Raw genomic sequence first — 26,615 nt, forward strand, 5'->3', positions numbered from 1 at the left:
CCATGACCCAGGATCGTCCCGTATTCGGCATCGTTCTGATGCTCGGCTTTTGCGTGCTTGCGCCGCTTGGCGACTCGATGGCCAAGCTATTGGGGGAAACAACGCCTCTGGGCCTGCTGGTGCTGGTGCGCTTTGCCATACAGGCGGCGATTCTGATCCCGCTGATTGCAGTCACGGGACGGCCATGGCGCATGCGGGGGCGCGTTCTGCGGCTGACCCTGATCCGCACGGTTCTGCACATCATCGGCATAACCGCCATGTTCAGTGCGTTGCAGTTTCTGCCGCTGGCGGATGCAATTGCCATCGCCTTTGTCATGCCCTTCATCATGCTGCTGCTTGGGAGATACGTCTTGCAGGAAGAGGTCGGCCCGCGCCGCCTGATCGCCTGTATCGTCGGTTTCATCGGGACCTTGCTGGTGATCCAGCCCAGCTTTGCCGAGGTCGGATTGCCCGCCCTGCTGCCCCTGATCGTGGCCGTGGTTTTTGCCTTGTTCATGCTGGTGACGCGTCAGATCGCCAAGGAAACCGATCCGGTCTCCCTGCAGGCCGTGTCCGGGGTGTTTGCCACGGTCCTGCTGCTGCCGGTGGTCCTTTGGGGCACCAATGCGGGGATTTGGGAATTGTCCTTGATCATCCCCGCTGGCAACACCCACTGGCTGTTGCTGGCCATCGGCGTGCTGGGAACGGTCGCGCATCTGCTGATGACCTGGTCGCTGCGCTATGCGCCGTCGGCCACGCTGGCCCCGATGCAATATCTGGAAATCCCGGTTGCGACCCTGATCGGCTGGCTGATCTTTCACGACCTACCCGATGGGATCGCGGCCATTGGCATTCTGATCACAATCGGTGCCGGGCTCTACGTCATTCTGCGTGAGAGGGCCACCGCCGGGTCTGGTCCGACAGAAACGCCTGCATAACCTGATCCAGCGCCGCGCGCGGCACCATCAGCAACATGCCCGGCCCGTCCATATGCAATTCGACACTCGACACTGCGCGGTTCGAAGTTCCGACACGACCATCCGGTTCGAACACCAACCCTTCGATCGGCCATTCCAACCCTAGGCTGCGACCCGTGACGCGCCGCATCGGAAACAAGGACACGATATCGCCGGATGTCAGGTGCAGGGTGATCCGGGGCGGTGCGTGGAACACCACCTCATGTTCACCCAGCAGGATGCAGGGACGATCCAAGCGCGCGACCAGAGTGTTCAGAACCGCCAATTGATGATCCAGCCGCCCGCCCAGAAATCCGGCGCCCAGCACCAGCGGGGCCTCTATGTGCCTCAGCGCCTTGTCGAAATCCGTACTGTTCTGCTCTGAGATTTGAAACAACCGATCCGAGGGAACCTGCGCTCGCACTTCCTGAGGCATCGAATCGAAATCGCCGATCACGGCCTCGGGAATTATGTCCGAATCGACCAAAATGGCCGCTCCGCCATCCGCCGCGACAACCGATCTGACGCGATTCAGCACCAAATCCAGGTCATCAAACCCGACAAATCCCCCTCCAAACAGGCCAATTGGACCGTTTGAACGCACAATCGGCTCATTTTTTCTAAGATTGATCATTTTTCCCGGATTTGGACACATTGAGACCACAAAATGATAGGTTCATGCAGAAAGTTCTGAGCCGATGTGTGTGCCCGATTCCGGGTAGGTTGGCTCTCGTAGTTTGTAGAGGACGTGCGTCTGATGGTACAGAATAACAAGGTATTGACCGTTTCTTATGGGACTTTCTCCTGCACTTTGGAAGGGTTTGACGACTCGTTCGAAACGATGAAGTCCATTGCCGAGTATTTTCGCGACCTCGCAGCAGATGACCGGTATTTCGGTTCGGAACCCCCCCAGCCCGATGCCGAGATGCTGACCCGTATTGCGCAGCGCGACGCCTCGCAGCACGTGGAAGCCCGGCAAAGCGAAAGCGGCCTGTTGCTGCGCGCCACCGAAGCCACCCCCGCACCGTTGGCCGCGCCTGCCCCTGCCCCCGTACCATCTGAGGTGAACGTGGCCCGAACTCCGGCCCCGATGCCGGTACACCAGCCCGCGCCGCAGACGTCGTTTGAACAAGCTGATGCCGTGCCTGCCCCTGCTGCCGACAGCATCGCCGCCAAGCTGCAGCGCATCCGCGCCGTGGTCTCGCATTCGGACGCCACCCCTGTGGCCTATTCCGAGGAGGATGACTCGGCCCTGCTCAGCGCCGCCCCGGCTCCGGTTGACGCCGTGACCGCCGCGTTCGAGGCCGGTGCGCTCAGCGCCGAAGACCTCGAGCCGCAGAAGCCAACGTTCGAACCGCAGCCCGTAGCCATGAAAGAACCGGCGCCTGCTCCGGCCGCGTTCTTCGAAGATGAGGCGGAGGAAGATCAGCCCGCCGACGTCTTGTTCTCGGATTTCGAAGATACCGCCGAAGACGATGCGGGTGATGATGGCATTCTGAACATCCTGAGCGATCACGAAGCGAAGGCGGAAGCCGAAGAAGAACCTCAGCAAGACGTCGCGCCCGGTGTTCTGACGCTGGACGACGAGGTCAACCTGCTGAACAAAATCTCGAGCGTCGAGGAAGATATGTCCGACCGCGCGGACCAGAAACAGCCGGATGAGCGCGCATCGGATCAGGACGTTCTGCGCCTGATGGCCAAAGCTGATGAACAGATGGGCGATCCGGCCACCAGCGACGCGCGTGAGACCTATTCGCACCTGCGCACCGCCGTAGCGGCCACCGAAGCCGAAGGTGAAATCGACAAGGCCTCGCCAGATCAGCAATACCGCGGCGATCTTGCCTCGGTTGTCAGCCCGCGCCGCCCGGAAATTCAGGTCACCAGCATGCGTCCGGAATCCGATGACGCCGCGCCGCTGAAACTGGTTGCTGAACAGCGTGTAGACGACGAAGCCGTCGAAACCGGCCCGGTCATGCCCCGCCGCGTGACCACGCAGCAGGACGACATCGCAGCGGATGAAGGCGGCTTTGCGCAATTCGCGCAGGATCAGGGCGCGCAGTCCCTGCCCGATCTTCTGGAAGCGGCGGCGGCCTATCTGTCCTTCATCGAAGGTCAGGAACAGTTCTCGCGTCCGCAGCTTATGAACAAGGTCCGCTCGTTGAAGCAGAACGAATTCAACCGCGAAGAAAGCCTGCGCTCCTTTGGTCAGTTGCTGCGCGACGGCAAGATCCAAAAAGCAGGTGGTGGCCGCTTCGCAGCCTCGAACCTGATCGGTTTCCGCCCGGATGATGAACGCGCGGCGGGCTGATCGCTCAATCAGAAAGACGAAGGGCCGAGAGATAACTCTCGGCCCTTTTCTTTTGCCAGCAGTTTAGGCGACGATGTCTCTGGATCGAGTCAAGACTCGTCCGGGTCCTCTTTGCCGACCCCCCGGAAGACGAACTTGAAAGGCAAGGCCCAGACAATGCCAAGGGCAATGTAAACCAACAACTCAACCAGGATCGACGGGCGATCCAGCCAGTTCACAACGGTCACCACCGCAACAATGTAAAGCGGCAGGCCGACCAGCAAAATCACCAGCGACCAGCGGCGGCGGGCCTTGTAACTCAGGCCCGGCTTTTTTTCCGCGCCCATCAGTCTGCGAACGGGTCGGTCACCAGAATGGTGTCGTCCCGCTCCGGGCTGGTGGACAAAAGCGCCACGGGGCATTCGATCAGTTCTTCGACCCGGCGCACATATTTGATCGCGTTGGCGGGCAGGTCGGCCCAGCTGCGCGCGCCTTCGGTGGATTCGCTCCAACCCGGCATCTCTTCATAGATCGGGGTGCAGCGCGCCTGTTGGTCGGCAGCCGTCGGCAGATAGTCCAGACGCTCACCGTCCAGTTCATAACCGGTGCAGATTTTCAGCGTCTCGAACCCGTCCAGAACATCCAGCTTGGTCAGCGATATGCCGTTGACGCCGCTGGTCGCGCAGGTTTGGCGTACAAGGCAGGCATCGAACCAGCCACACCGGCGTTTGCGGCCTGTTACCGTGCCAAATTCGTGGCCACGGGTCCCCAGGCGCATCCCGTCATCATCGTCCAACTCGGTCGGGAAAGGCCCCTCTCCCACACGAGTGGTATAGGCTTTGACGATGCCCAGCACAAAATCAACAGACCCCGGGCCGATACCCACACCCGTCGCCGCCTGACCGGCAATCACGTTGGAAGAGGTCACAAACGGGTAGGTTCCGAAATCAATATCCAGCAACGCGCCCTGCGCGCCTTCGAACAGGATCCGCTTGCCCGCCTTGCGCTTTTCGTTCAGCACCTTCCAGACCGGGGCGGCGAACGGCAGGATTTGCTGAGCGATCTCCTTCAACTGCGCTACCAGCGCGTCGCGATCGACCGGATCAATGCCCAGGCCCTTGCGCAACGGATCATGGTGCTGCAACGCGCGGTCTACACGCGCCTCAAGCGTCGCGTCATCGGCCAGATCGGCAACACGGACAGAGCGTCGCCCGACCTTGTCCTCATAGGCCGGACCAATTCCGCGACCGGTGGTGCCAATCTTCGTGCCCTTGCTGGCCGCCTCTTCCCGCGCACGATCCAGCTCGCCATGGATCGGCAGGATAAGCGGCGTATTCTCAGCAATCATCAGAGTCTCGGGCGTGATCTCGACGCCCTGCTTACGGATTGACGCGATCTCAGTGACCAGATGCCACGGGTCCAGAACGACGCCGTTCCCGATCACGCTCAGCTTTCCGCCACGCACCACGCCCGAGGGCAACGCGTTCAGCTTGTAAACCTCGCCATCAATAACCAGAGTATGCCCGGCGTTATGTCCGCCCTGAAAACGCGCGATGACGTCCGCCCGCTCGCTGAGCCAGTCGACGATCTTGCCTTTTCCTTCGTCACCCCACTGGGCGCCGACAACAACCACGTTGGCCATATCCGGTCCTTTTCGTGCTGAGTAATCAAACTCGGCTCGTATAACGGGGCACAGAGGACAGGGAAACCGCTATTTCGCCGCAGATGGAAATCGCGCTGGCGCGCGATGCCTCCGGCGGGGATATTTATAGCCAGATGAAGATCGGATCCCCTGCTTCATCTGGCCAAAAATATCTCGGGGGAGTCGCCCGGAACGGGCGGCGGGGGCAGCGCCCCCTACCCGCCTGGTCGCAAGTGGACCGGCTGGCCATGGGGTGTGGTCAGATACGCCTGCTCCCACGCGCGGTGAAGCATCTGCACGTCTTCCGACACCGCCGCGCCCTGTTCGACCAACAACCCTTCAAGCGTTTCCAGCCAGGCGTGGAAATAGTCGTCTCCGCCGTCCAGTTCACGGTCCAGACCGTTGCGCTTCAACGTGTCCGAAAACCGGGCCGCCCAATCGGGCCAGCCGAAACGTCCGGCTTCATTCAGGGCAACCGTTACGGCAAAGACCTGCGCGTGCCATGGCTCGGCAAACACCGGTTCCGGCGCGGAATGTGTGGTGCAGTCACTCATGCGGGCTCCAGATAGCTTTGCCAGAGGTCCAGCACGACCTCATCATCCGGGTGTTCGGGGGCGGCCCAAAGCTCGGACGCCGGGAAGACAACGGCATATAGCGGTTCCGGTGCTTCCCCCAAACGATGCGCGTTGGAATCCGGCAGGACATGGATGCCATGTAATCGTAGGATACGACCTCGCGCGCCGGCAGCATAAACCGGCAAGCGCGTGTGACCACCATCGACAAGGCGATTGGCGGCTGGTCGCGCTGTCAACACCTGCTGACCGATCGTAAAACGCGCGGCAACGTTTAAAGGCCGATCTGCTGGTCCGCCCTTTGCAAGTGCAGCGGCGACAGCCTCGGCCTTCAGCGTCTTGTCCGTCAACGGATGCGGCGCATCATCTCCGGCCCCTCGCAGATCATCCAGGCTCAGTACGCCTTGTTCAACCAACAGATCGGCAAGGCCCGAGAGCCATTTCTCATAATAGGAAAACCGGGTGTAATCCTTGGGCGACAACCGCTCTCGCGCGTGGCGAGATATGTCGATGTTCCACTGCCCCAGAAAACCGGCAGCCAGCGTCACGGCCAAAGCCCGCCCGTGCCAGTCTTCGGCAAAGACCGGCGCGTCCTCAGCCTCGGGCCGGATTTCGCCATCGCCAAAGCGTCCGCCCATGTCATGGACACGTGTCATGAGGGCACCTTGGGCACGCCCGTCCCGATCATGCTGTCGCGTGTCACCAAAGCAGCCAGCTCATCCTCGCCCAAACCTTCCGTGCCTTCGGGACGCATCGGCAAGACAAGGTACCGAATCTCGGCGGTCGAATCCCAGACACGCACTGCGGTGCTTTCGGGTAAGGTAACGCCGAACTCGGCCAGTACTTTGCGTGGCTCCCGCACGGCACGGGCGCGATAGGCATCGGATTTGTACCATCCGGGCGGGATACCCAGCAGCGGCCACGGGTAGCAACTGCACAGGGTGCAGACGACCATGTTGTGCTGCCGGGGCGTGTTTTCGACGGCGACCATGTGTTCACCCTGACGGCCGTAGTACCCCAGCTCGGCAACGACCGGCGTGGCATCTTCCAACAGTGCCGCTTTGAAATCAGGGTCGCTCCAAGCCTTTGCCACGACGCGCGCGCCGTTTTGCGGGCCGATCTTGTTCTGGTAGGTGTCGATGATCTCATCTAATGCTGCCGGATCGATCAGCCCCTTGCGGATCAGAATCGTCTCCAGCGCCTTGACGCGCAGCGCGGGTTCGGGTGGCAAAAGGGCGTGCGGGTGGTCAGGATCGTCATGAGGCATAGCCCGAAGCCTGCGTCAGGATTTATCGCTCTGTCCAGTCCCTTTGCTGTGATATGATACATCACGCGGGGTGATGTGAACTCGTGTCTTGCCCCCAAGTTGAAACTTGCATAAGTACCACGCGATACACGTCACGCTGCACGGGACCACCATGGAAAACGTTGTTCTCATCATCCACCTTCTTTTGGCTTTGGGCCTGATTGCCGTTGTGCTGATGCAGCGGTCCGAAGGCGGTGGCCTTGGCATGGGTGGCGGCGGCGGCGGTGCCATGACCGGCCGCGCAGCGGCGACGGCATTGGGCAAAGTGACCTGGATTCTGGCGGCCTGCTTCATCGTGACCTCGATCACGCTGACCATTCTGGCGGCGCAGAAATCCTCGGGCAGTTCGGTGATCGACCGTCTGGGCGTTCCGGCCCCTGCGGCAACCGAAGAAAGCACACCTGCGGTTCCGTCGGCAGATGATCTGCTGCCTCCGGCAGAAGGCGACAACGCGCCGCTGATCCCGCAGGCCGACTGATCCACTAGACCTAGAAACCTGAAAGAGAACTGCAACAGCATCTTGCGGTTCTCTTGCGCTATGCGCGCGAATCCTTTATACGTGAAGTCCCGTGATGCAGCGGTTTTTCGGAACCGTCGGGCAGCTGATTTTGACGTCTCACGGGAGCAGCCGAAAAACTATGGCGCGATTTATTTTCATCACTGGTGGTGTGGTTTCGTCCTTGGGTAAAGGACTGGCCTCGGCGGCCTTGGGCGCGCTGTTGCAGGCACGGGGATATTCGGTGCGCCTGCGCAAGCTGGACCCCTATCTGAACGTCGATCCCGGCACCATGTCGCCGTTTGAACATGGCGAGGTTTTCGTCACCGATGACGGGGCCGAGACCGATTTGGACCTTGGTCATTATGAACGGTTCACCGGTGTGGCCGCGCGCAAGACCGACTCGGTCAGTTCGGGGCGGATTTATTCCAACGTGTTGGAAAAGGAACGCCGCGGTGACTACCTCGGCAAAACCATTCAGGTGATCCCCCACGTCACCAATGAGATCAAGGATTTCATCGCCATCGGCGAGGATGAAGTTGATTTCATGCTGTGTGAGATCGGCGGCACCGTCGGCGATATCGAAGGCCTGCCCTTTTTCGAAGCCATCCGTCAGTTCAGCCAGGACAAGCCGCGCGGTCAGTGCCTGTTCATGCACCTGACGCTGCTGCCCTACATCAAGGCGTCGGGTGAGTTGAAAACCAAGCCAACCCAGCACTCGGTCAAGGAACTGCGGTCCATCGGTCTGGCCCCGGATATTCTGGTTTGCCGCTCGGAAGGCCCGATTCCGACCAAGGAACGCGAAAAGCTGGCGCTGTTCTGTAACGTCCGCCCCGACAGCGTGATCGCGGCGCAGGATCTTTCGACCATCTACGACGCCCCGCTGGCCTATCACCGTGAAGGTCTGGATCAGGCGGTTCTGGATGCGTTCCAGATCAGCCCCGCGCCCAAGCCCGATCTGGCCAAATGGGAAGACGTCAGCGACCGCATCCACAACGCCGAGGGCGAGGTCAAGGTGGCCATCGTCGGCAAATACACCCAGCTGGAAGACGCCTATAAGTCGATTGCCGAGGCGCTAACCCATGGCGGCATGGCCAACCGGGTCAAGGTCAAGGTCGAATGGGTGGATGCCGAGATTTTCGACACCGAAGACGCCGCCCCGCATCTGGAAGGCTTCCACGCGATCCTCGTGCCCGGCGGGTTTGGCGAGCGTGGGACGGAAGGCAAGATCAAGGCGGCGCAATATGCACGTGAGCACAAGGTGCCCTATCTGGGCATCTGTCTCGGGATGCAGATGGCCGTGATCGAAGCGGCGCGCAACGCCGCTGGCATCGCTGAGGCCGGGTCCGAGGAATTCGACCACGAGGCTGGGAAACGGCGCTTTGAACCGGTGGTTTACCACCTGAAAGAATGGGTGCAGGGCAACCACAAGGTCGAGCGCAAGGTCGGCGATGACAAAGGCGGCACCATGCGTCTGGGGGCCTATAACGCGGTTCTCGCCGACGGCTCCAAAGTGGCCGAGGTTTACGGCGGCACCCAGATCGAGGAACGTCACCGCCACCGTTATGAGGTGGACATCAAGTATCGCGACAAGCTGGAAAAGGCGGGGCTGAACTTCTCAGGCATGTCCCCCGATGGACGCTTGCCGGAAATCGTCGAATGGTCGGACCACCCGTGGTTCATCGGCGTGCAGTATCACCCCGAGCTGAAATCCAAACCGTTCGATCCGCACCCTTTGTTCCGCGATTTCGTGCGTGCGGCCAAGGATACGTCGCGTCTGGTCTGATCCGGTCGCTGCAAAGTGATGTACCGACACAATTAAGCGCTTAGCGAATGTCCGGCATGGGGTTAACTGTTGAACAAGCTTCGACAGGAGATACCCCATGACCACCCAAGCCCAACACGCCGAAACCTTCACCCGCCTGCACAAGAAAGGTGATCCGGTCATCCTGTTCAACATCTGGGACGCAGGCAGCGCCGCCGCCGTGCGCGACGCAGGTGCTCAGGCGATTGCGACCGGCAGTGCTCCGGTCGCGATGGCGCAAGGGTTCAAGGATGGTGAGAATATCCCGTTGCAGGCTGCATTGGACAACGCAAAACGCATTGTGGCCGCGGTCGATCTGCCTGTTTCACTGGATTTCGAGGGGGCCTATGCCGCTGATCCTGACGGGATTGCGGATAACGTATCGCGGGCCCTGAACTGCGGTGTGGTGGGCTTCAACTTCGAGGATCAGATCGTCGGCGGTGATGGCCTTTACCCCATTGCCGAACAGGCCACACGGATCGAAGCGATGCGCAGGGCGTGTGATGCGGCTGGAGTTCCGGCCTATATCAACGCCCGGACCGATATCTTCCTGAAAGCGCCCGCCGACACGCATAACGCAGCCATGCTGGACGACGCGGTTGCCCGTGCGGCGGCGTTCCAGTCTGCCGGGGCCAGCGGGTTCTTTGCCCCCGGCCTGAAGGACGAAGCGATGATTGAGCAGCTCTGCGCAGCAACCGAGCTGCCGGTCAACATCATCGCCCTGCCCGGTACCCCGGACACACCGCGATTGGCAACGTTGGGCGTGGCGCGTGTCAGCTATGGCCCAGTGCCCTATCGCCAGATGGTGGCATGGCTGACGGAACAGGCACGTGGCGCCATCGACTACGCCAAGTAGGCGTCTGGTGACCAAGATTTAGGGACCGGACAATCTCAATATCCCGCCCTGTCACAAAAATGCGGATACCAATTCGCCAAGGCTGGGCGGGATTCGGTCGCTCACGGCGATCTTGTGATTATTCATGCCTATGACGGGTAGTCCCAGCTTGGCGCGCCACAAAATATGGACTAACCTGACCTCATGTTGAAAAAGTTCTTTCAGGCGTTCAGACCGCCTCAGACCCAGCAACTGCCTGACCCTGATGCCGAACTGGCGTTGGGGGCGTTGATGGTGCGGGTGGCGCAGGCGGATCGCGATTACAAGCTGGAAGAAATCAGCCTGATCGACCGAATTTTGGCGCGTCTTTATCAGCATAACGCAATCGAAGCCGCCAAGGTGCGCGCAACCTGCGAGAAACTGCATGCAGCCGCCCCCGAGACCGACACCTTCGGCAAGCTGATCCGCGAGACCACGGGCCTTGAGGAACGCATGGCCGCGCTGGACGCCCTGTGGGAGGTGGTGCTGGCCGACGGCGACTCGGACGAGGGTGAGATCAAGATCGTCGAAGAGGCCCGCGCCGCCATGGGGCTGAGCTTTAACGACAGCAAGGCCGCGCGCGAACGTGTGCAAAGCCGCTTGGAAGCCAGCTAAGCCGCGTCTATATCTGTGTCATGTTTAGCGATTTTCTGTCCCGGCTGACCCAGCCCGATCCCGACCCGTTGGTCGAAAACGATGCCCGGCTGGCCCTGACGGCCCTGTTGGTGCGCATCGCGCGGTCCGACAATGACTATGCCGACACTGAAATGGCGCGGATCGACAAGGTCTCGGCCGAGCGCTATGGCCTGTCACCGTTCGAGGCCGCAGCCCTGCGCGCCCAGGCCGAAGACCTTGAGGCCGAGGCCCCCGACACCGTCCGCTTTACCCGCGCCATCAAAGAGGCCGTCGCCTACGAGGATCGTCTGGCCGTCGTTCAGGCCATGTGGTCAGTCGCGCTGGCCGATGGTCAGCGCACCGGCGAAGAGGATTCGTTGCTGCGTCTGGTTGTCAGCCTGTTGGGCGTCAGCGACGTGGATTCGGCGCGCGCCCGTCAGAAGGCTGCAAAAGCGTGACAGCGATGTTGGGCATGTATGACATGCCCGCCCTGCGCGACGCCAATGATCGATTCTGGTCTTTGATCCATGCGAATCTGGGCTATGGCCCGCAGCATCTGGACCGAACCCGAGATGTCTGGGACGTCTGGCAGGATTCCGCTCTGATTTTTGCCCAGACCTGCGGGATGCCCTACCGCACCCGGCTGCATGGTCAGGTGCAGTTGGTTGGCACCCCGGATTACGACCTGCCCGGATGCCCCGCTGGCCACTATTGCTCGGTCCTTGTCGCCCGTGCGGATGATCCGCTCGATCTGGGCGATCTGACCAACGGAGTTTTTGCGTATAACGAGGCGCTGTCTCAATCCGGCTGGGCTGCCCCGATCACGCATCTGACCGCGCTGGGTCTGGCTCCGACCCAGCTTTTGGAAACAGGCGGCCACGCACTGTCCGCGCAGGCCGTGGCGGAGGGTAGCGCGGATCTTGCCTCGTTGGATGCGCTGACATGGGAGTTGCTGAAAGAGCATACAGATCTGGGCAGCCGTTTATGCGAAATCGCCCGCACGACCCCGACCCCTGCCCTGCCGTTCATAACCTCGCTCGGGCAAGACGCGGACCAGATCGCCAAGGCTGTTCGGTCCGCCATTGTGGACCTTTCGGATGATGACAGGCGGCGGCTTCACATCCGCAGGTTGATCGATATTCCGGCGGATCATTACCTTGCGGTTCCAACTCCGCCCACGCCCGAAGCATTTGCGCGCAGAAGCTGACCGATTTGGTCATACCCTCTGGCCATTTTGGTTGATTAACCGCACGAATCTGTGATTTGCGCATTGCATTGCGCCCGTTTTTCCGCTCTATTACCGCACCAATACCAACAACAACTGGACCTTCCGTGTCAGACGCATCTGCCGTAATCGAGATCAGGAACCTTCACAAAAGCTTCGGTAATCTCGAGGTGCTCAAGGGCGTGGACATCACCGCAAAACGCGGCGACGTCGTGTCCCTGATTGGCTCATCCGGCTCTGGCAAATCCACCCTTCTGCGTTGCTGCAACCTGTTGGAAGACAGTCAACAGGGCGAGATCATGTTCAAAGGCGAACCGGTGAAGTGGAGCGGGTCAGGAAACGGACGTCGCCCTGCCGATCCCAAGCAGGTCCTGCGCATTCGCACCAACCTGTCGATGGTGTTTCAACAGTTCAACCTGTGGGCGCACATGACCATTTTGCAAAATGTCATGGAAGCTCCGGTAACCGTTTTGGGCCGTGACAGGGCCGAAGTGGAAGACAGCGCGCGCAAATACCTTGAAAAGGTTGGCATCGGTGACAAATGCGACGTCTACCCCGCGCAACTGTCCGGCGGCCAACAGCAACGCGCGGCCATCGCGCGCGGCTTGTGCATGGAGCCCGAGGCGCTGCTGTTTGACGAGCCGACTTCGGCGCTGGACCCCGAGTTGGAACAGGAAGTCATCAAGGTCATCAAGGATCTGGCCGCCGAAGGCCGGACGATGATCATCGTGACCCATGACATGAAGATGGCGGCAGATATCTCCAGCCATGTCGTGTTCCTGCATCAAGGCCGTATCGAAGAAGAAGGCACGGCCGAAGACATCTTTACCTCTCCCGAATCCGAACGGCTTCGGGGCTTTCTCTCCGCCACTCAGGCGGCATAGTTTCAAAAACAGAACCAAACTGGGGAGTAACCAATGAAAAACCTGATTCTGTCCACCGCAGCGCTGGCCCTGACCGCCGGTATCGCCATGGCCGACACGGTCCGCATGGGGACCGAGGGCGCCTACCCTCCGTATAACTTCATCAACGACGCCGGCGAGATCGACGGGTTCGAGCGTGAAGTGGGCGACGAGCTGTGCAAACGCGCCAATCTGGACTGCGAATGGGTCAAGAACGACTGGGATTCGATCATTCCGAACCTGGTCTCGGGCAACTACGACACCATCATCGCGGGCATGTCGATCACCGACGAACGCGATGAAGTTATTGATTTCACTCAGAACTACTTCCCGCCTGCAGCCTCGGCCTATGTCGGTGCGTCTGATGGCGTTGACGTGAGCAGCGGCATCGTTGCGGCACAAACTGCAACCATTCAGGCCGGTCACGTCGCCGAATCCGGCGCGACTCTGGTCGAGTTCGCGACCCCGGAAGAAACCATCGCAGCCGTGCGCAACGGTGAGGCTGATGCGGTCTTTGCCGACAAGGACTTCCTGGTCCCGATCGTCGAGGAATCCGGTGGTGAGCTGGTCTTTGTCGGTGATGACGTCCCGCTGGGCGGCGGCATCGGCTTGGGCATTCGCGAATCCGATGGCGAGCTGCGCGGCAAGTTCGACGAGGCGATCACCTCGATGAAGGCCGATGGCTCACTGAACGAGCTGATCGTCAAGTGGTTCGGCGAAGGCGTGCCGACCTATAACTCTGACGGTTCGGTCGTCACCAACTGATCCGCACACATGGGTTCGGCGCCCCTAGTAGCGCCGAACCTGTCCCGGCCCTGCGCCGGGGTTGACGTTCGAAAGACGCCGTATGTTTTCCTATTGTGCTGATCCCGACACGCTGGGCACCTTCCGCTGGTTCTCGTGCTACCTGACCAACGGTGTGCACTGGTCGTTCTACCTGTCGTTTCTGAAGGTCCTTGGGTTGCTGGCCGTGACCGCCCCGGTCGCGCTGAGTTTCGGGTTTGCAGGCGCAATGGCGGCCCGGTCGCATTTCGCTCCGCTCAGCTGGTTGGGTAAAGGATACATAGCCGTCGTACGCGGCGTGCCCGACATCGCGTTCTTTCTGTTCTTTGTGATTGCTCTGGATCAGGCATTCGAATGGACTCGCCACCAAGTTATGTGCCCCGAATGGACCGACCCGGTGCGTCAGGGCAATGACTTCATCGTCTGTCAGGCCGCAAAACTGCCCTTGGGCAGCGCACCGGAATGGGTGCACGAAACCTATGGGTTCGTGCTGGCCGTCATCACCTTTTCTATCGTGTTCGGTGCGTTTGCAGCCAACGTGCTGTTCGGCGGGATGCGGGCGGTTCCGCATGCCCAGCTTGAGACCGCCGAAGCCTATGGCATGACCCGCCGCCAGACCTTCTGGCGTATCCTCGTGCCGCAAATGTGGGTCTACGCCCTGCCCGGCCTGTCGAACCTGTGGATGGTGCTGATCAAGGCCACCCCACTGCTGTTCCTGTTGGGCATCGAGGACATCGTCTATTGGGCCCGAGAGTTGGGTGGCACCAAGACCTCGCGCTTCACCGATTACCCGCATGGCGACTGGCGCATGTGGTACTTCCTGTTCCTGCTGATCTTCTATCTCGGCATGACCCGCATCTCGGAAATCGTGCTTGAAAAGCTGATGCGCCGCCTGTCCCACGGTCAGGCCACCGCGGGCGGAGAGTTGCTGCGCAAGGAGACGACGGCATGACAATCGCGCTTCAAAACCTCAACCGGGTGCCGCACGCGATTGCAATGCAATGGCTTTCGCGCACGCGGTCTCCTTTGCAAGGAGCCCGGGCATGAGTTGCATCCAGACAATTCAGGACTACGCCCTCCGCTCTGTCGGCATTGGCGAGCGCCTGCTGCCGAAATCAGACTTTACCCTGTGCGAGCAGTTCACGCTGATTGGTTCGGGCATGATCTGGAATATCTATTTCGGCATTATGGCCCTTGCGACCGGGTTCTTTCTGGCCACCGCGTTGGCCGTCGGCAAGGCTTCCCCGAACAAATGGCTGCGCAAGCCTGCGGAATGGTTCATCTTCCTGTTCCGCGGCTCGCCTTTGTTCATCCAGTTCTTCTTCGCCTATTTCTTCTTCCTTTCGCTGAAGAAACCCTACCCGATGTTCGACGCCTTCACCTCGGCCTGGCTGGGCGCGCTGATCGTTCTGTTCCTCAACACCGCGGCCTATACAGGTGAGATCTTCTATGGCGCCCTGCGCTCGATCCCCAAGGGCGATATCGAAGCGGCAGACGCCTATGGTATGACCGGCTGGGCTCGCTTCCGCCGGATCGTCTGGCCCACCATGCTGCGTCTTGCGTGGCCCGCCTACACGAATGAGGCGATCTTTCTGTTCCACGCCACAACGCTGGTCTTCTTCTCGGCCTTCCCCGCCTGGCAACAACGCGGAGATGCGCTGTATTACGCCAGCTATTTCGCGGACAAGACGTTCAACCCGTTTGTGCCTTACCCGATTCTGGCATTCTACTTCATCCTGCTGACGCTGGTGATCATCTGGGGCTTTGGACTGGTCAACAAACGCCTGAACCGGCATTTGCCCGCCGCGAAACAGAGCAAGATGAAATTCAAACTGAACCTGGCGCGCTGAATTCAGGCGCGTCTTAGGCACACAGCACTGAACCCGCCAAAAGCGCGATTTTTACGTCTCATTTTGGGGAAGTGGTACCGCCTCCCTGGCTTGAACAGGGGACCTCTGGATCCACAATCCAGCGCTCTAACCAACTGAGCTAAGGCGGCACTCGTGAGGGGCGATTTACCGAACGCGCCCGGGGAATGCAAGAGGATTAAAGCTGAATTTTCCAGCTTTGTTCGACAAGATCGACCCCGAAAGACCGCACCGGTTTGCTGTCCACCAACTGCCAACCGGTGGCCTTGTACAGCGCGCAGGCGGCCTTGTGGCTTTCATGGGTCCATAGCTGCATCTGTCTGTATTCGGCAGCCCGAGCAAAACCCATACAGGTTGCCAAAAGCCGCTTGCCCAGCCCCAAACCGCGCGCCTCGGGCACCAAGAGGAACAGACGGAGTTTTGCCGTCTGGTCATCCAGCCTGACGCAAAAGATACTGCCCAACCGCTCTCCGTCCCGCTCGGCGATCCAGCCGCGCTCGCAGGTCGGATCATGATCCGCGATGAAGTCGTCGAGAATACGCGCCACCAGCGGGGCGAATGTCTCATCAAAGCCTTCGTCCCGCGCATAAAGCGTGCCGTGCCGTTCAACCAGCCACGGAGCATCTTCGGCCCGGAATTGTCTGAGATCCACATTTGCCATGCCATATCTGAGCGCATTGGCGGCTTGATTCTCAACCCCGCGCGCGCTAGCACGAGTGCTCAGTCCCGGAGGCGCGTATGGGTATCAACACCGAACGAGACATTCAGGCCAACCTTCAGATCGGGCCTACCGATCAGGGGATGGTGCGTTTGTTCATCGAGGCCGATGGCATCGAAATTCCAATGGATTTCGACCCCGAAGAGGCTGAAGAAATCGCCGACGAACTGCGCGCAGCAGCACAGGCGGCGCGCGCCGTCAAAGACTGACCAGCTTCAAATTCGCGGATCACGCAGCGCCAGCAGACGGCGGGCCGCGTCGGTTGCAAATTTCTGGATCATCTTCTTGCGCCGCGCCGGGGCCAGCTTGTCTTCGGGTGCCATTCTGATGATCTCTGCATCATAAGCGTCGGCGATGATCAGGCCGGTTTCCTCGGGCAACAGCTCGGTCGGGAACTCGGTATCCACGGCCCAAAAGAATCGGTCGCACCACTCCAAATAGCCCTGCCATTTCGAATCCGACTGATAATCGGCGCGACTGGATTTACACTCGATCACCCAAAGCTCACCCTTCGGGCCCAGCCCCATCACATCGACGCGCAGGCCACGCGCCGGAACGAATTCCTCAACGGAAACAAAACCATGCGCGGTCAGGTGACGCGCCACGCCACGCGCAAGTTTCTGTCCGGGTTGCAGATCCAGTGTCATGTGAGAAATGTGAACAATTCGTGAACAAATGTAAAGCCTCCGCACGGGACTTGACATGATACCGTATGGTACTGCATTAATATGATACCAAATGGTATCTTTACCGAGGTGACAAATGCAGACCCTAACCCAAAACGCGTTTCGTGCGCTGGCCGACCCTACCCGGCGTGACATCGTCAAACTGCTGGCGTCCGAGGATATGACAATCGGCCAACTGACGGACCGCTTCGACATGACCCGCGCCGCCGTCAAGAAACACCTGACGGTCCTGTCTGATGGCGGGTTGATCACGGTTGAGGCGCGCGGTCGTGAACGCATCAATCGCATAGAACCCCGCGGTATGGCCCCGGTTCTGGACTGGCTCAGCTACTTTGACCAGTTCTGGGATGACCGCCTCAACTCTCTCAAGGAAGCTATTGAAAGGAAAGACAAATGACCAAATCTGTATTACAAAAAACGATTTTTCTGCGGGCCGAACCGGAAACCGTATGGGCCTATTTGACCGAGCCCGATAGGCTGGCGGAATGGTTCCACAAACCCCAGCGCCCATTGGCCAAGGGTCAAAAGCTTGAGATGTACGGAACCACCAGCGGCGACCTTTTGATCTGGGGCGACGTCCGCGAGGCGCGCGCGCCGGAATATCTGGAATACACCTTCACCGTGAAACCCATGGGCGACGCCGTCAGCGTGGTCAAATGGACGCTTACTCCGGTTGCGGGCGGAACGCGTCTGAGCCTGTTGCACGAAGGCCTGCCGCAGAATGCCGACGCCTTCGGCCTTATTGTGGCGCTGGACAACGGCTGGGACGAGCATTTCGGCAAGATGCGCACGGCATTGCACGAAACTGTTGATGCGTGACCCCTTGTGCGAACCCGTCAGACGCCCTAACTAAGCGCTTGGCGGGTTCTGCCCTTCTTGTGACAGGTAGCATTCTGGTGGCCTTAAGCAATTCCGAGGGGGCTGGCTCTGTTCAGGTCCTGGCCTGATTACCCGGCGCCCACCTGTACATACAGGTCCTCGGGAATCACACCGCACGGTTGGCTGGCGGTCCCGCCACTTTTCCCCTGAAATTCAGCGCTCTGCGCGGGCTTCCTGCTTGGCCATAGCGGGCTTGAAGCTGTGCACGACGGGCGATCCGCGACGCGGACCACCGGGCTTTTCGGCCATGCTCATGATCTTGTAGGCGAACTGCACCCCGGCAAAGACGATCCCGTTCATGAACCAGATCATCGCAAGCGCGATCAACCCGACCTCGGACCCGAAAATCAGCCCCCGCAGGTTCGCGACATTCAGCGCCAGCAGCACGCCGACAAACACAGCCGAGATCACAAATCCCCATGCAACTTGCGTAATGTAAAGGCGGATCAGTTTGGGCATCACAAAGCTCCTTGTCTGATGCCACGAGGATAGCGCATGGTCGGACAGAGTAAACCGCGCCCCGCCGGGGTGCGACACTGTATGCGGAGTTTCAATGAATGCCCTCAGCCTGTTCGCGCTTGACCTACTCGAAGCGCTGTCTTTGCGTCACGACGATCAGGAACGGTGGGAGTTCACGTTAGACCGGCTGGCCGAGATCGGATTCAACGCGCTGAACATGGTGTGCTTCACGCCCGAGACCGGCGCGATCCATTGGGTGCGCAGTTCGATGTCCAAGGGCTGGCTGAACCGCTACGACACGCAAGGCTATGCCGAAGCGGACCCCATGCTGGCGCAGGTTCAGAACGGCAAGGAAAGCCTTTACGTGCAGGCCGCAAGCCTGAAACCGTCGGATGGCCATTCTGACAAGGCACTGGGTCTGAACCATGATCTGGAGAAGGCCGGATATATCCACCTGTATTCTCTGGTGGTGCCCTGCCCCGACAACGAGGCCAAGCTGGTCGTGCTGGCCTCGGACCAACAGGACGTCCAGTTGATGATGACCGAACAGCAGCGGGACATGCGCGTCTTGGCCACCGTGCTGGCCACCAATCTGGGGTCGGACATTCCCAGCAATCATGGCCGTGTCTACGACATCGCCAGCATCGCACCGACCGCGCCGGACATGACACTGCGGGAATTGCAGGTTCTGAACCTACTCGCGCTTGGCCACCGCAACGACAGGATCGCTGAACAATTGGGCCTGTCCGAGATCACGATACGCACCCATCTGAAAAACGCGCGTGACAAACTGCAGGCCCCAACCCGCGAATCCGCCTTGGTCCGCGCAATGCAGTTGGGCCTGATCGATCCGCAGCGCTATCGGAATCGATAGGTGGCGCGTCAGAGGATTTCCGTTAAAGTGCTGGTGTCTTTGGATAAAACTGTGAGTGGTGGACACCGGAGGCTTGTTTTAACAAGTGTATTGCAAACGTTCAGGCGCAGCTCGGTTTCGAGTCTGCGCCTTATTCTTGTCGTCCGGTGATGTGGCTCAGAACGCCTCGGGCTGTGCCTCACGCGCCATGTGGTCCAGCACGGCGTTGACGAATTTCGGCTCTTTGCCTTCAGGGAAGAAGGCGCGCGCGACATCAACGAATTCGGTAATAACCACCTTGGGCGGCGTGTCGCTTTGGGTCAGCTCGGCCCCGGCGGCGCGGAACAGCGCCCGCAGGGTGGGATCGATGCGCGAGATCGGCCATTTGGCGACCAGCGCACGGTCGGTCATCTGGTCAATCGGAGCCTGATAGTTCACCGCATTGTCCACCAGCGAGCGGAAGACGCTGATATCGCCATCCAGCATCTCGTCCCCTTCATAGACAGCGCCAAACCGGTGATCCAAAAACTCATTCACGACTGCTTCGGTCGTCTGGCCCGACTGTTCCATCTGGAACAGCGCCTGCACGGCATAAAGCCGGGCGGCGGATTTCATCAGGCGTTTCTGGTTGGCCGGTTTCGGCGCGTCTGTCTTGGTCATGCTGTCGAGGGTCCGTTGCTGTCGCCCGCCACAAGGATGGACTCGGACGGCGGCTTGAATCCGACGCCCTTTTTGGAAGAGCCCCACTTACGGCTGAGCGCGATCAGATGCAAGGCCGCAGCAGCCGCGCCGCCGCCTTTATTCATCTTTTCGGGGTTGGCGCGAACTTCGGCCTGATCGTCATTTTCCACAGTCAGGATGCCGTTGCCGATGCACAGGCCCTGCAGGCCCAGCAACTGAATGGCGCGGCTGGAGTCGTTGCAGACAGTCTCATAGTGCGTGGTCTCACCGCGAATGACGCAGCCCAGTGCGACATAGCCGTCGAAATTGCACTGGCGGTCCGCCATAGCGATGGCGGTGGGGATCTCCAGCGCGCCGGGCACCTCGACAACCTCACAGGCGCCGCCAGCTGCTTCGATCTCGGCCTTCGCACCGGCGATCAGGTTGTCTGCAATCGCGCGATAGAAAGGGGCCGCCACGATCAACAGCTTCACCGGCTTGTCGAATTTGGGTGTCGGCAAAACGCCATGTTCGTCTTGAGCAGCCATGATCAGTCTTCCTTCAGGATCGAACGGGTACCGACGATGGACAGGCCAAACGCGTCGAGCCCCAGATATACGGTTTCAGGCGAGTCCGTCAGCAGCACCAGTTCCTGAATGCCCATCTTGGACAGGATTTGCGCGCCCAGACCGGTTTGCTTGATCGTGCGCGGGCCTTCATCTTCGGCCGCATACAGCGAGTTACGCGGCTGCCGGAACAGGCAGACCACGCCGCGCCCCTCTTCTGCGATCTTCTCCATCGCGCGCGGCAACTCGCGCGAGGATTTGGGGCCGAGGCCCAGAATATCCGGCGCTTCGTGCAGGGCGTGGGTGCGGGTCAGAACCGGCTCTGGTGTAGTCACATCGCCTTTGACCATCACCACATGCTCGATGCCGTGCGTCTGATCGGTGAAAATCCGCATCTCCCATTCGCCGCCATATTCCGAGTTGACGGTTTCACGCGAGGTTTCGTCTACCAGATTGTCATTGCGCGACCGGTAGGTGATTAGATCGCTGATCGTACCGATCTTCATGTCATGCTCTTGCGCGAATTCCACCAGATCGGGCAGACGCGCCATGGTGCCGTCAGCCTTCATGATCTCACAGATGACACCCGACGGATTCAGCCCCGCCAGACGCGAGATATCTACGGCGGCCTCGGTATGGCCTGCACGCACCAGTACCCCACCCCGCTTGGCACGCAGTGGGAAGATATGGCCGGGGGTTGCGATATGGGCCATCGTGTTCTGCTCGTTGATCGCAGTTGCCACCGTCAGCGCGCGGTCGGCGGCGGAAATCCCGGTGGATACACCCTCGCGCGCTTCAATCGACACGGTGAAGGCCGTCTCGTGACGCGACGAGTTGTTCACGGCCATCATCGGCAGGCCCAGAGCATCCACGCGTTCGGCGGTCATCGGCAGACAGATCAGCCCGCGCCCATGGGTGGCCATGAAGTTGATCGCCTCGGCATCGGCAAATTCAGCCGGGATCACCAGATCGCCTTCGTTCTCGCGATCCTCGTGATCGACCAGGATATACATCCGGCCCTTGCGCGCCTCGTCGATGATCTCTTCGATCGGGCTGATCGCGTCACGCAGTTGGGCCTCGACCGGACCGGGGGTTTCAAAGCTCATGGGGCAGCCTTTCACAAGAGCATTTCTGCAAGGCGGGATAGACCACACTGCGCCCAAAGGCCAGAGCGCAAACGGCGCTGGCCTGTCAGGACGCGACGTATTTCGCGGTCAGGACATCTCGGCCAGGCGGGCGACGTACCGGGCCAGCGTGTCGATTTCGAGGTTAACGTGATCCCCGACAGCAACATCACCCCAGGTCGTGACCTCTTTGGTATGCGGGATAAAGTTGATACCAAAATCACGACCGTCCACGTCATTGACGGTCAGCGAGGTTCCGTTCAGCGCAACCGACCCTTTCGGCGCAATGAACCGCGCCAGATCCGCAGGCGCGCGCAACGTGACCCTTGTGCTGTCGCCCTCATCCTCAACCGCAACAACCTCGGCAACGCCATCGACATGGCCCGAGACGATATGACCGCCCAGCTCGTCACCCACCTTCAAGGCGCGTTCCAAGTTCACCCGCGATCCGGTGGTCCAGCTGTTCAGGTTGGTTTTAGACACCGTCTCGGCGCTGATTTGAACGTCATACCAATCGTCGCCCAGCGCGATCACGGTCAGGCACACGCCATCGCTGGCAATCGACGCCCCGATATCGATGCCGGACGTGTCATAGGCAGTCTGGATGCGGGCGCGCAGGTCGCCTTGCTGCTCCAACTCGGTGACAGTGCCGACATCGGTGACGATCCCTGTAAACATCCTGTTAACCCTCGTTCCCTAACCTGAGCGTGTTTTCACAAGCTGAGGTACGCCCATCCCCTTGCGCGGGCAAGGACCCGACACGGTAAAAAAGGCCGGATTGAACAAAAAACTGGCGAGATACGGCATAGATTCGCCCAGAAGTTTGGATATTGTCACCAAGATGAACCACTCAACCACCGCCCGAAATAACCGCGTCTTCCTGTTTCTTCAGGGGCCCCATGGGCCGTTTTTCAGCGCCCTTGGGCGGATGTTGCAGGCATCGGGCGCGCAGGTCTGGCGCGTGGGGTTCAACGCAGGTGATCGGGCGTTCTGGTTCGACAAATCCAGCTATATCCCGTTTCGCGACACGCCGGACCGCTGGTCCGAAACCCTGATTGACCTGATCGTCGGAAAAGGCGTGACCGACATTGTGTTGTATGGCGACACCCGCCCGGTGCATGCGCGCGCCGTTGAAATCGCGCGGTCGCGCGGCATCACCGTGCATGTGTTCGAGGAAGGGTATCTGAGGCCCTGGTGGGTCACGTATGAGCGTGGCGGCTCGAACGGAAACTCGCGCCTCATGTCGCTGAATGTCGAGGATATGCAACACGCGCTGGAGCATTCGGACACGCAGTCCCCGCCGCCGCCGTCCCATTGGGGGGATATGCGCCAGCACATCTTCTACGGCGCGCTTTACCATTGGTTCGTCTTGTTCCTGAACCGCCGCTACCGGAACTTCCGTCCACACCGGGAATTGCCGGTGTCAAAAGAATTTCGCCTGTATTTCAAACGGCTGGCACTGATGCCGTTCCATCGCATTCAAAGGGGTTGGTCCACTGGGCACGTGCGCAAAAGCCCCCACCCCTACCACCTTGTTCTTTTGCAACTGGGTCACGACAGCTCGGTTCAGGCGCATTCCGATTACTCAGGGATGAGCGCGTTTCTCGAACAGATGATCACGGGTTTTGCCAAGGGCGCGCCGGGACATCATCGGCTGGTGATCAAGGAACACCCGTTGGAAAACCACCGCGAACCGCTGCGTCGCCACGTGCGTCAGATGGCACGCGCGCTTGGGATCGAGGACCGCGTTCACTATGTGCCGGGCGGCAAGCTGGCCAAACTGCTGGATGAGGCGAACTCGGCCGTCACGATCAACTCAACGGCCGGTCAACAGGTGCTGTGGCGGGGCATTCCGCTGCGGATCTTTGGCAAATCGGTCTATGACAAGCCAGAATTCGTGTCGCATCAAGCCATCGAAGACTTCTATGCAAATCCCGATATGCCGGACGCCAAGGCCTACCGCATCTATCGTCAGTTCCTTTTGGAAACCAGTCAGGTTCCGGGCGGGTTCTATTCGCGCCGGGGGCGTCGGCAATTGCTGCGCCGCGCCGCAGATATGATGTTGCGCGCCAACGATCCTTATCAGAGTGTCCTCAGAAACAACGAGGCACTGACGCCACAGTTGCGGCTCGTTGAGTGAAATGGGGCATCCTCTGCTGGATGTTGTATCCCGAAGCGGGTAAGTTTCCCAAAACTAAGAATACTGAGGATCATCGGCAGTGCAGAGCTTTCCAATCCGATGGATGCGGGGGATAACCCTTGTGGGCCTTTGCGGCCTTTTGGCCGCGTGTCAGCTTCCCAAATCCGGACCGAACAAATCAGAGATTCTGGCAGGCTCGGTCGAAAATGGCGGCAATGCCTTCGTGGTTGAAGTTGATGATCGTGTCACACGGGCAACCTCCAGCGTTCCGCAGTTTGGCTTTTCGTCGTCGTTCAGCAGTGCGCAAAGCGTGGCGGCCGATACGGTGCGCCCCGGCGATGTTCTGGGCCTGACCATCTGGGAAAACGTGGATGACGGGTTGCTGGCGGGCGAAACGGGCTCGGCCACTGCGCTGGACGAAGTGCAGGTCGACAGCGAAGGTTTCATCTTTGTACCCTATGCCGGACGCCTGCGCGCCGCCGGGAACACGCCCGAGCAGTTGCGCATCCTGATCACCAACCGCTTGCAGGAACAAACCCCTGACCCGCAGGTCGAGGTGCGCCGCGTTGCCGGCGATGGCTCGACCGTGTCGCTGACAGGCACAATTGGAGCCCCCGGTATTTACCCGATTGAACGCCCCACCCGCACATTGCTGGGCATGTTGTCTCAGGCGGGCGGCGTGGCCGTCGGATCGGACATTGCGCTGGTCACCCTGATCCGGGGCGACCAAAAGGGTACGGTCTGGTATGAAGACCTGTTCACCAATCCAAGGCTGGATGTGGCGCTGCGTGGCGGCGACCGTATCCTGGTCGAGGCGGACAGCCGGTCCTACATCGCGCTTGGCGCAACCGGCGGGCAATCTCGTATCGCCTTTGACACTCAGGACCTGTCAGCTTTGGAAGCCCTGGCGCAGGTCGGCGGCCTGCAAGGCCTGTCATCGGATCCGACTGGGATTTTCATCCTGCGGAAAGAACGTCAGGACATCGCCCGCAGCGTGACGGGCCGGGCCGAGTTGCAAGGCGATCAGCGGATGATCTACCTGCTCAACCTCACCGCGCCGAATGGCCTGTTCATCGCCCGTGACTTTGTCATCCGCGACGACGACACGATCTACGTGACCGAAGCGCCTTACGCGCAATGGAGCAAATCGATCTCGCTTATCGCGGGCGGGCTGACTCCGGTTGCAAACGTCGCGACCCTGACCGGCAACTGATCCGTGACCCCCGAAATGGACACCGCAGCCGGGGCGGAGCGCTCTCGGCTGTTTGTGTATAATGGGGGATTTCTGACCAATCGGCGCATTCGGCGCATCCTGTCCTTGGCTGGCTATGACATTCGTCTGGGCCTGCTGAAACCCGGCGACATGGTTGGGGTTTGGGGCAATAGTCCGACCGCCCATCGCGGCCTGCGCGTTGCGGGTAAGTACGATGCCCCGGTCCTGCGGGTCGAAGACGCGTTTCTGCGCTCGCTTCACCCCGGTCGTCAGGGCGAAGCGCCGCTGGGCCTGCTGTTGGATCGAACAGGTCTGCATTTCGACCCGTCTGCGCCATCTGATCTTGAGACCCTGTTGGCCACGCACCCGCTGGATGACACTGCGCTGCTGGACCGGGCTCGGGGGGCAATCGCGCGACTGAAAGACCTGCATCTCAGCAAATACTCGGCCTTTGATCTGGATATTGCACCACCCGACCCCGGATATGTGCTTGTCATCGATCAGACCCTAGGTGATGCGGCAGTAACGGCCAGTGGCGGCGACTATGCCCGCTTCCGCGAAATGCTGGTGATCGCGCAAGAGGAAAACCCGGGCGCAAGGATCATCATCAAAACGCACCCGGAAACGCAGACCGGCCATCGCGCGGGGCATTTCAGCGATCAGGACCTGTCTGACCGGGTGTCCTTTCTAAGCGACCCGATCAGCCCGTGGTCCCTGCTGGAAGGCGCGGTTGCTGTTTACACACTGTCGTCGCAACTGGGATTCGAGGCTATTCTGGCCGGTCACAAGCCCCGCGTCTTTGGGCAGCCTTTCTATGCGGGTTGGGGGCTGACGCAGGATGAAAACCCAATCCCGCGCCGCACCCGCAATCTGACCCGACCGCAGTTATTCGCGGCATCCATGCTGCTTTACCCAGTCTGGTACGACCCATATCAGGACCAATTGTGCGAGTTGGAAACCGTTCTGGACACGCTCGAAGCGCTGAGCCGCGCGTGGCGGCAGGATCGGTTTGGCTGGACCGCGTCGGGCATGCGGCTGTGGAAGCGCAAGCATCTGCAACAGATGTTTGGGCGTCACAAAAAGATGCAATTCACCTCGGCCCCGCCGACAACGTCCGATCGCCCCCACATGGTCTGGGCCAATCAGGCCCGGGATGCCGAAGGGGCCATTCGGGTCGAGGATGGCTATTTGCGCTCGCGCGGATTGGGGGCCGAGCTGGTTCCGCCTCTGTCACTGGTGACGGACGATCTGGGGATTTACTACGACCCCACACGGCCTAGCCGGTTGGAGGAATTGATCGCCCAGCGCGAAACCCTGCGCCCCGATCAGGAACGGCGGGCCGAGCGGCTGGTCAGCAGGCTGCTCTCGGACGGTCTGAGCAAATACAACACCGGCCAGCCCGCGCCGACCCTGCCAGATGGGCACCGCATTCTTGTGCCGGGACAAGTTGAGGATGATGCCTCGATCCTGTTGGGCACCAGCGGCGTGCGCACCAATCTTGAGTTGCTGCAAACCGCGCGGGAAGCGAATCCGGACGCCGTTTTGATCTACAAACCTCATCCCGATGTCGAAGCCGGGCTGCGTGAGGGGCGCATTGAGGCGGAGGAACTGGCGGATCTGATCCTCGACAATTGCGATCCGGCGTCTTTGCTGCCTCATGTGAACGAAGTCTGGACCATGACCTCGCTACTGGGGTTCGAGGCGCTTTTACGCGGTGTTCAGGTCACGACGCTGGGCGCGCCCTTTTATGCCGGTTGGGGGCTGACAACCGATTTGGGTGCGGTGCCTGTCCGGCGCGGCGCGCGCCCGTCCTTGATAGGGCTGGTTCATGCGACGCTGATTGATTACCCGCGCTACATGGATCCGTTGACCGGACAGCCCTGCCCGGTCGAAGTCGCCGTTGATCGGTTGGTGAGTGACACGGCCGCGCCAACGGGGCCTTTGAACCGGTTTCTGTCCAAGCTTCAGGGGGCGTTTGCCACACATGCGCATTTGTGGCGCTGACCGG

32 protein-coding genes and 1 tRNA gene are annotated in these 26,615 nt (G+C 60.3%); 19 read left to right on the forward strand and 14 right to left on the reverse strand.

Annotated elements, in window-relative coordinates; all coding sequences use genetic code 11:
• Nucleotides 1-2: 2 nt before the first annotated feature.
• Nucleotides 3-917, forward strand: a complete 915-nt coding sequence (locus tag ACR0E6_RS06330; RefSeq protein ID WP_480581693.1) for a DMT family transporter — start codon at nucleotides 3-5, stop codon at nucleotides 915-917.
• Here the strand turns inward: ACR0E6_RS06330 and ACR0E6_RS06335 are convergent.
• Entirely contained in the window at nucleotides 862-1,539 is a 678-nt protein-coding gene (locus ACR0E6_RS06335; RefSeq protein WP_480581695.1) for a thiamine diphosphokinase, read from the reverse strand. The genes ACR0E6_RS06330 and ACR0E6_RS06335 overlap by 56 nt on opposite strands.
• A 153-nt stretch (nucleotides 1,540-1,692) precedes the next feature.
• Between ACR0E6_RS06335 and ACR0E6_RS06340 the strand changes: the two genes are divergently transcribed.
• Nucleotides 1,693-3,243 carry a hypothetical protein gene (locus ACR0E6_RS06340; RefSeq protein ID WP_480581697.1) on the forward strand — a complete coding sequence of 517 codons (1,551 nt, stop codon included), beginning with the start codon at nucleotides 1,693-1,695 and terminating at the stop codon, nucleotides 3,241-3,243.
• A gap of 89 nt (nucleotides 3,244-3,332) precedes the next feature.
• Here ACR0E6_RS06340 and ACR0E6_RS06345 read toward each other — a convergent pair whose 3' ends face one another.
• The 5 genes from ACR0E6_RS06345 to nthA form a co-directional block, all read right to left on the reverse strand.
• Complete coding sequence (locus ACR0E6_RS06345) at nucleotides 3,333-3,569, reverse strand: DUF2842 domain-containing protein (protein ID WP_480581699.1); 237 nt, start codon at nucleotides 3,567-3,569, stop codon at nucleotides 3,333-3,335.
• A complete protein-coding gene (locus tag ACR0E6_RS06350) occupies nucleotides 3,569-4,864 on the reverse strand; it encodes an adenylosuccinate synthase (RefSeq protein ID WP_480581701.1) in 1,296 nt (431 codons plus the stop codon). Before ACR0E6_RS06350 ends, ACR0E6_RS06345 begins: the two co-directional genes overlap by 1 nt.
• A 215-nt stretch (nucleotides 4,865-5,079) precedes the next feature.
• Complete coding sequence (locus tag ACR0E6_RS06355; RefSeq protein ID WP_170451523.1) at nucleotides 5,080-5,418, reverse strand: nitrile hydratase accessory protein; 339 nt, start codon at nucleotides 5,416-5,418, stop codon at nucleotides 5,080-5,082.
• Entirely contained in the window at nucleotides 5,415-6,092 is a 678-nt protein-coding gene (gene nthB, locus ACR0E6_RS06360; RefSeq protein WP_480581703.1) for a nitrile hydratase subunit beta, read from the reverse strand. Before nthB ends, ACR0E6_RS06355 begins: the two co-directional genes overlap by 4 nt.
• Nucleotides 6,089-6,703, reverse strand: coding sequence for a nitrile hydratase subunit alpha (gene nthA / locus ACR0E6_RS06365; protein WP_480581705.1), 615 nt, complete (start codon nucleotides 6,701-6,703; stop codon nucleotides 6,089-6,091). The genes nthB and nthA overlap by 4 nt, the downstream gene beginning before the upstream one ends.
• 151 nt (nucleotides 6,704-6,854) lie before the next feature.
• Here nthA and secG point away from each other — a divergent pair, with 151 nt between their 5' ends.
• From secG to ACR0E6_RS06415, 10 genes are all read left to right on the forward strand, one after another.
• Nucleotides 6,855-7,220 carry a preprotein translocase subunit SecG gene (secG, locus tag ACR0E6_RS06370; protein ID WP_170453086.1) on the forward strand — a complete coding sequence of 122 codons (366 nt, stop codon included), beginning with the start codon at nucleotides 6,855-6,857 and terminating at the stop codon, nucleotides 7,218-7,220.
• Between the two features lie 160 nt (nucleotides 7,221-7,380).
• Nucleotides 7,381-9,024, forward strand: coding sequence for a CTP synthase (locus tag ACR0E6_RS06375; protein ID WP_170451529.1), 1,644 nt, complete (start codon nucleotides 7,381-7,383; stop codon nucleotides 9,022-9,024).
• Nucleotides 9,025-9,121: 97 nt separating this feature from the next.
• Nucleotides 9,122-9,898 carry an isocitrate lyase/PEP mutase family protein gene (locus ACR0E6_RS06380; RefSeq protein WP_480581707.1) on the forward strand — a complete coding sequence of 259 codons (777 nt, stop codon included), beginning with the start codon at nucleotides 9,122-9,124 and terminating at the stop codon, nucleotides 9,896-9,898.
• A gap of 183 nt (nucleotides 9,899-10,081) precedes the next feature.
• Nucleotides 10,082-10,531, forward strand: coding sequence for a tellurite resistance TerB family protein (locus ACR0E6_RS06385; RefSeq protein WP_170451533.1), 450 nt, complete (start codon nucleotides 10,082-10,084; stop codon nucleotides 10,529-10,531).
• 20 nt (nucleotides 10,532-10,551) lie between these two features.
• Nucleotides 10,552-10,989: a tellurite resistance TerB family protein gene (locus ACR0E6_RS06390; protein WP_170517782.1), complete on the forward strand. Its 438-nt coding sequence runs from the start codon at nucleotides 10,552-10,554 to the stop codon at nucleotides 10,987-10,989.
• Nucleotides 10,986-11,738: a phosphate/phosphite/phosphonate ABC transporter substrate-binding protein gene (locus ACR0E6_RS06395; protein ID WP_480581709.1), complete on the forward strand. Its 753-nt coding sequence runs from the start codon at nucleotides 10,986-10,988 to the stop codon at nucleotides 11,736-11,738. The genes ACR0E6_RS06390 and ACR0E6_RS06395 overlap by 4 nt, the downstream gene beginning before the upstream one ends.
• Nucleotides 11,739-11,863: 125 nt before the next feature.
• Entirely contained in the window at nucleotides 11,864-12,640 is a 777-nt protein-coding gene (locus tag ACR0E6_RS06400) for an amino acid ABC transporter ATP-binding protein (RefSeq protein WP_170517776.1), read from the forward strand.
• A 33-nt stretch (nucleotides 12,641-12,673) separates the two neighbouring features.
• Nucleotides 12,674-13,423 (forward strand): transporter substrate-binding domain-containing protein, encoded by a 750-nt coding sequence (locus ACR0E6_RS06405; protein ID WP_170451541.1) that lies wholly within the window; start codon nucleotides 12,674-12,676, stop codon nucleotides 13,421-13,423.
• 82 nt (nucleotides 13,424-13,505) lie between these two features.
• Nucleotides 13,506-14,393 carry an ABC transporter permease subunit gene (locus ACR0E6_RS06410; protein WP_170517773.1) on the forward strand — a complete coding sequence of 296 codons (888 nt, stop codon included), beginning with the start codon at nucleotides 13,506-13,508 and terminating at the stop codon, nucleotides 14,391-14,393.
• Nucleotides 14,394-14,484: 91 nt separating this feature from the next.
• Nucleotides 14,485-15,291: an ABC transporter permease subunit gene (locus ACR0E6_RS06415; protein WP_170630314.1), complete on the forward strand. Its 807-nt coding sequence runs from the start codon at nucleotides 14,485-14,487 to the stop codon at nucleotides 15,289-15,291.
• 72 nt (nucleotides 15,292-15,363) lie between these two features.
• Here the strand turns inward: ACR0E6_RS06415 and ACR0E6_RS06420 are convergent.
• A tRNA-His gene (locus tag ACR0E6_RS06420) sits at nucleotides 15,364-15,440 on the reverse strand.
• A gap of 47 nt (nucleotides 15,441-15,487) precedes the next feature.
• The gene (locus ACR0E6_RS06425; RefSeq protein ID WP_170451547.1) at nucleotides 15,488-15,970 is read right to left on the reverse strand and encodes a GNAT family N-acetyltransferase; all 483 of its coding nucleotides are present in this window, start codon (nucleotides 15,968-15,970) and stop codon (nucleotides 15,488-15,490) included.
• A gap of 77 nt (nucleotides 15,971-16,047) precedes the next feature.
• Between ACR0E6_RS06425 and ACR0E6_RS06430 the strand changes: the two genes are divergently transcribed.
• Nucleotides 16,048-16,236, forward strand: coding sequence for a DUF6324 family protein (locus ACR0E6_RS06430; RefSeq protein WP_170451549.1), 189 nt, complete (start codon nucleotides 16,048-16,050; stop codon nucleotides 16,234-16,236).
• A gap of 6 nt (nucleotides 16,237-16,242) precedes the next feature.
• On the opposite strand, the gene ACR0E6_RS06435 is transcribed toward ACR0E6_RS06430, so the two are convergent.
• Nucleotides 16,243-16,674, reverse strand: coding sequence for an MmcB family DNA repair protein (locus ACR0E6_RS06435; RefSeq protein WP_170451551.1), 432 nt, complete (start codon nucleotides 16,672-16,674; stop codon nucleotides 16,243-16,245).
• A gap of 115 nt (nucleotides 16,675-16,789) precedes the next feature.
• Between ACR0E6_RS06435 and ACR0E6_RS06440 the strand changes: the two genes are divergently transcribed.
• Together ACR0E6_RS06440 and ACR0E6_RS06445 are read left to right on the forward strand one after the other, a co-directional pair.
• Nucleotides 16,790-17,110, forward strand: coding sequence for an ArsR/SmtB family transcription factor (locus ACR0E6_RS06440; protein WP_170630317.1), 321 nt, complete (start codon nucleotides 16,790-16,792; stop codon nucleotides 17,108-17,110).
• Nucleotides 17,107-17,532 (forward strand): SRPBCC family protein, encoded by a 426-nt coding sequence (locus tag ACR0E6_RS06445; RefSeq protein WP_480581712.1) that lies wholly within the window; start codon nucleotides 17,107-17,109, stop codon nucleotides 17,530-17,532. The genes ACR0E6_RS06440 and ACR0E6_RS06445 overlap by 4 nt, the downstream gene beginning before the upstream one ends.
• A 213-nt stretch (nucleotides 17,533-17,745) precedes the next feature.
• Here the strand turns inward: ACR0E6_RS06445 and ACR0E6_RS06450 are convergent, their stop codons facing one another.
• A complete protein-coding gene (locus ACR0E6_RS06450; RefSeq protein WP_170621579.1) occupies nucleotides 17,746-18,051 on the reverse strand; it encodes a hypothetical protein in 306 nt (101 codons plus the stop codon).
• A gap of 94 nt (nucleotides 18,052-18,145) precedes the next feature.
• On the opposite strand from ACR0E6_RS06450, the gene ACR0E6_RS06455 reads away from it, so the two are divergent.
• Nucleotides 18,146-18,925: a helix-turn-helix transcriptional regulator gene (locus tag ACR0E6_RS06455; protein ID WP_170621578.1), complete on the forward strand. Its 780-nt coding sequence runs from the start codon at nucleotides 18,146-18,148 to the stop codon at nucleotides 18,923-18,925.
• Nucleotides 18,926-19,081: 156 nt separating this feature from the next.
• Here ACR0E6_RS06455 and nusB read toward each other — a convergent pair whose 3' ends face one another.
• From nusB to ACR0E6_RS06475, 4 genes are all read right to left on the reverse strand, one after another.
• Nucleotides 19,082-19,564, reverse strand: a complete 483-nt coding sequence (nusB, locus tag ACR0E6_RS06460) for a transcription antitermination factor NusB (RefSeq protein ID WP_170621577.1) — start codon at nucleotides 19,562-19,564, stop codon at nucleotides 19,082-19,084.
• Nucleotides 19,561-20,112, reverse strand: a complete 552-nt coding sequence (locus ACR0E6_RS06465; RefSeq protein ID WP_170621576.1) for a 6,7-dimethyl-8-ribityllumazine synthase — start codon at nucleotides 20,110-20,112, stop codon at nucleotides 19,561-19,563. Before ACR0E6_RS06465 ends, nusB begins: the two co-directional genes overlap by 4 nt.
• A gap of 2 nt (nucleotides 20,113-20,114) precedes the next feature.
• Entirely contained in the window at nucleotides 20,115-21,236 is a 1,122-nt protein-coding gene (gene ribB, locus ACR0E6_RS06470) for a 3,4-dihydroxy-2-butanone-4-phosphate synthase (protein WP_480581714.1), read from the reverse strand.
• A 108-nt stretch (nucleotides 21,237-21,344) separates the two neighbouring features.
• Nucleotides 21,345-21,932 carry a riboflavin synthase gene (locus tag ACR0E6_RS06475; protein WP_170451568.1) on the reverse strand — a complete coding sequence of 196 codons (588 nt, stop codon included), beginning with the start codon at nucleotides 21,930-21,932 and terminating at the stop codon, nucleotides 21,345-21,347.
• Nucleotides 21,933-22,095: 163 nt separating this feature from the next.
• On the opposite strand from ACR0E6_RS06475, the gene ACR0E6_RS06480 reads away from it, so the two are divergent.
• The 3 genes from ACR0E6_RS06480 to ACR0E6_RS06490 all read left to right on the forward strand — a co-directional run bounded on the left by ACR0E6_RS06480 (nucleotide 22,096) and on the right by ACR0E6_RS06490 (nucleotide 26,611).
• On the forward strand, nucleotides 22,096-23,394 hold the full coding sequence (locus tag ACR0E6_RS06480; protein ID WP_480581716.1) for a capsule biosynthesis protein: 1,299 nt from the start codon (nucleotides 22,096-22,098) through the stop codon (nucleotides 23,392-23,394).
• A 79-nt stretch (nucleotides 23,395-23,473) separates the two neighbouring features.
• Complete coding sequence (locus tag ACR0E6_RS06485; protein WP_480581718.1) at nucleotides 23,474-24,607, forward strand: polysaccharide biosynthesis/export family protein; 1,134 nt, start codon at nucleotides 23,474-23,476, stop codon at nucleotides 24,605-24,607.
• A 15-nt stretch (nucleotides 24,608-24,622) separates the two neighbouring features.
• Entirely contained in the window at nucleotides 24,623-26,611 is a 1,989-nt protein-coding gene (locus ACR0E6_RS06490; protein ID WP_480582225.1) for a capsular polysaccharide biosynthesis protein, read from the forward strand.
• Nucleotides 26,612-26,615 lie beyond the last annotated feature (4 nt).

The organism is Ruegeria sp. AP12, from assembly GCF_056540025.1.

Coding starts and splice junctions, on each gene's coding strand:
- secG (WP_170453086.1), top strand. CDS start 6,855: ATGGAAAACGTTGTTCTCATCATCCACCTTCTTTTGGCTTTGGGCCTG.
- ACR0E6_RS06385 (WP_170451533.1), top strand. CDS start 10,082: ATGTTGAAAAAGTTCTTTCAGGCGTTCAGACCGCCTCAGACCCAGCAA.
- ACR0E6_RS06455 (WP_170621578.1), top strand. CDS start 18,146: ATGAATGCCCTCAGCCTGTTCGCGCTTGACCTACTCGAAGCGCTGTCT.
- ACR0E6_RS06350 (WP_480581701.1), bottom strand. CDS start 4,864: ATGGCCAACGTGGTTGTTGTCGGCGCCCAGTGGGGTGACGAAGGAAAA.
- ACR0E6_RS06425 (WP_170451547.1), bottom strand. CDS start 15,970: ATGGCAAATGTGGATCTCAGACAATTCCGGGCCGAAGATGCTCCGTGG.
- nthB (WP_480581703.1), bottom strand. CDS start 6,092: ATGACACGTGTCCATGACATGGGCGGACGCTTTGGCGATGGCGAAATC.
- ACR0E6_RS06430 (WP_170451549.1), top strand. CDS start 16,048: ATGGGTATCAACACCGAACGAGACATTCAGGCCAACCTTCAGATCGGG.
- ACR0E6_RS06445 (WP_480581712.1), top strand. CDS start 17,107: ATGACCAAATCTGTATTACAAAAAACGATTTTTCTGCGGGCCGAACCG.
- ACR0E6_RS06345 (WP_480581699.1), bottom strand. CDS start 3,569: ATGGGCGCGGAAAAAAAGCCGGGCCTGAGTTACAAGGCCCGCCGCCGC.
- ACR0E6_RS06435 (WP_170451551.1), bottom strand. CDS start 16,674: ATGACACTGGATCTGCAACCCGGACAGAAACTTGCGCGTGGCGTGGCG.
- ACR0E6_RS06415 (WP_170630314.1), top strand. CDS start 14,485: ATGAGTTGCATCCAGACAATTCAGGACTACGCCCTCCGCTCTGTCGGC.
- ACR0E6_RS06410 (WP_170517773.1), top strand. CDS start 13,506: ATGTTTTCCTATTGTGCTGATCCCGACACGCTGGGCACCTTCCGCTGG.
- ACR0E6_RS06380 (WP_480581707.1), top strand. CDS start 9,122: ATGACCACCCAAGCCCAACACGCCGAAACCTTCACCCGCCTGCACAAG.
- nusB (WP_170621577.1), bottom strand. CDS start 19,564: ATGACCAAGACAGACGCGCCGAAACCGGCCAACCAGAAACGCCTGATG.
- ACR0E6_RS06450 (WP_170621579.1), bottom strand. CDS start 18,051: ATGCCCAAACTGATCCGCCTTTACATTACGCAAGTTGCATGGGGATTT.
- ACR0E6_RS06405 (WP_170451541.1), top strand. CDS start 12,674: ATGAAAAACCTGATTCTGTCCACCGCAGCGCTGGCCCTGACCGCCGGT.
- ACR0E6_RS06465 (WP_170621576.1), bottom strand. CDS start 20,112: ATGGCTGCTCAAGACGAACATGGCGTTTTGCCGACACCCAAATTCGAC.
- ACR0E6_RS06330 (WP_480581693.1), top strand. CDS start 3: ATGACCCAGGATCGTCCCGTATTCGGCATCGTTCTGATGCTCGGCTTT.
- ACR0E6_RS06390 (WP_170517782.1), top strand. CDS start 10,552: ATGTTTAGCGATTTTCTGTCCCGGCTGACCCAGCCCGATCCCGACCCG.
- ACR0E6_RS06340 (WP_480581697.1), top strand. CDS start 1,693: ATGGTACAGAATAACAAGGTATTGACCGTTTCTTATGGGACTTTCTCC.
- nthA (WP_480581705.1), bottom strand. CDS start 6,703: ATGCCTCATGACGATCCTGACCACCCGCACGCCCTTTTGCCACCCGAA.
- ACR0E6_RS06375 (WP_170451529.1), top strand. CDS start 7,381: ATGGCGCGATTTATTTTCATCACTGGTGGTGTGGTTTCGTCCTTGGGT.
- ACR0E6_RS06355 (WP_170451523.1), bottom strand. CDS start 5,418: ATGAGTGACTGCACCACACATTCCGCGCCGGAACCGGTGTTTGCCGAG.
- ACR0E6_RS06475 (WP_170451568.1), bottom strand. CDS start 21,932: ATGTTTACAGGGATCGTCACCGATGTCGGCACTGTCACCGAGTTGGAG.
- ACR0E6_RS06480 (WP_480581716.1), top strand. CDS start 22,096: ATGAACCACTCAACCACCGCCCGAAATAACCGCGTCTTCCTGTTTCTT.
- ACR0E6_RS06440 (WP_170630317.1), top strand. CDS start 16,790: ATGCAGACCCTAACCCAAAACGCGTTTCGTGCGCTGGCCGACCCTACC.
- ribB (WP_480581714.1), bottom strand. CDS start 21,236: ATGAGCTTTGAAACCCCCGGTCCGGTCGAGGCCCAACTGCGTGACGCG.
- ACR0E6_RS06490 (WP_480582225.1), top strand. CDS start 24,623: ATGGACACCGCAGCCGGGGCGGAGCGCTCTCGGCTGTTTGTGTATAAT.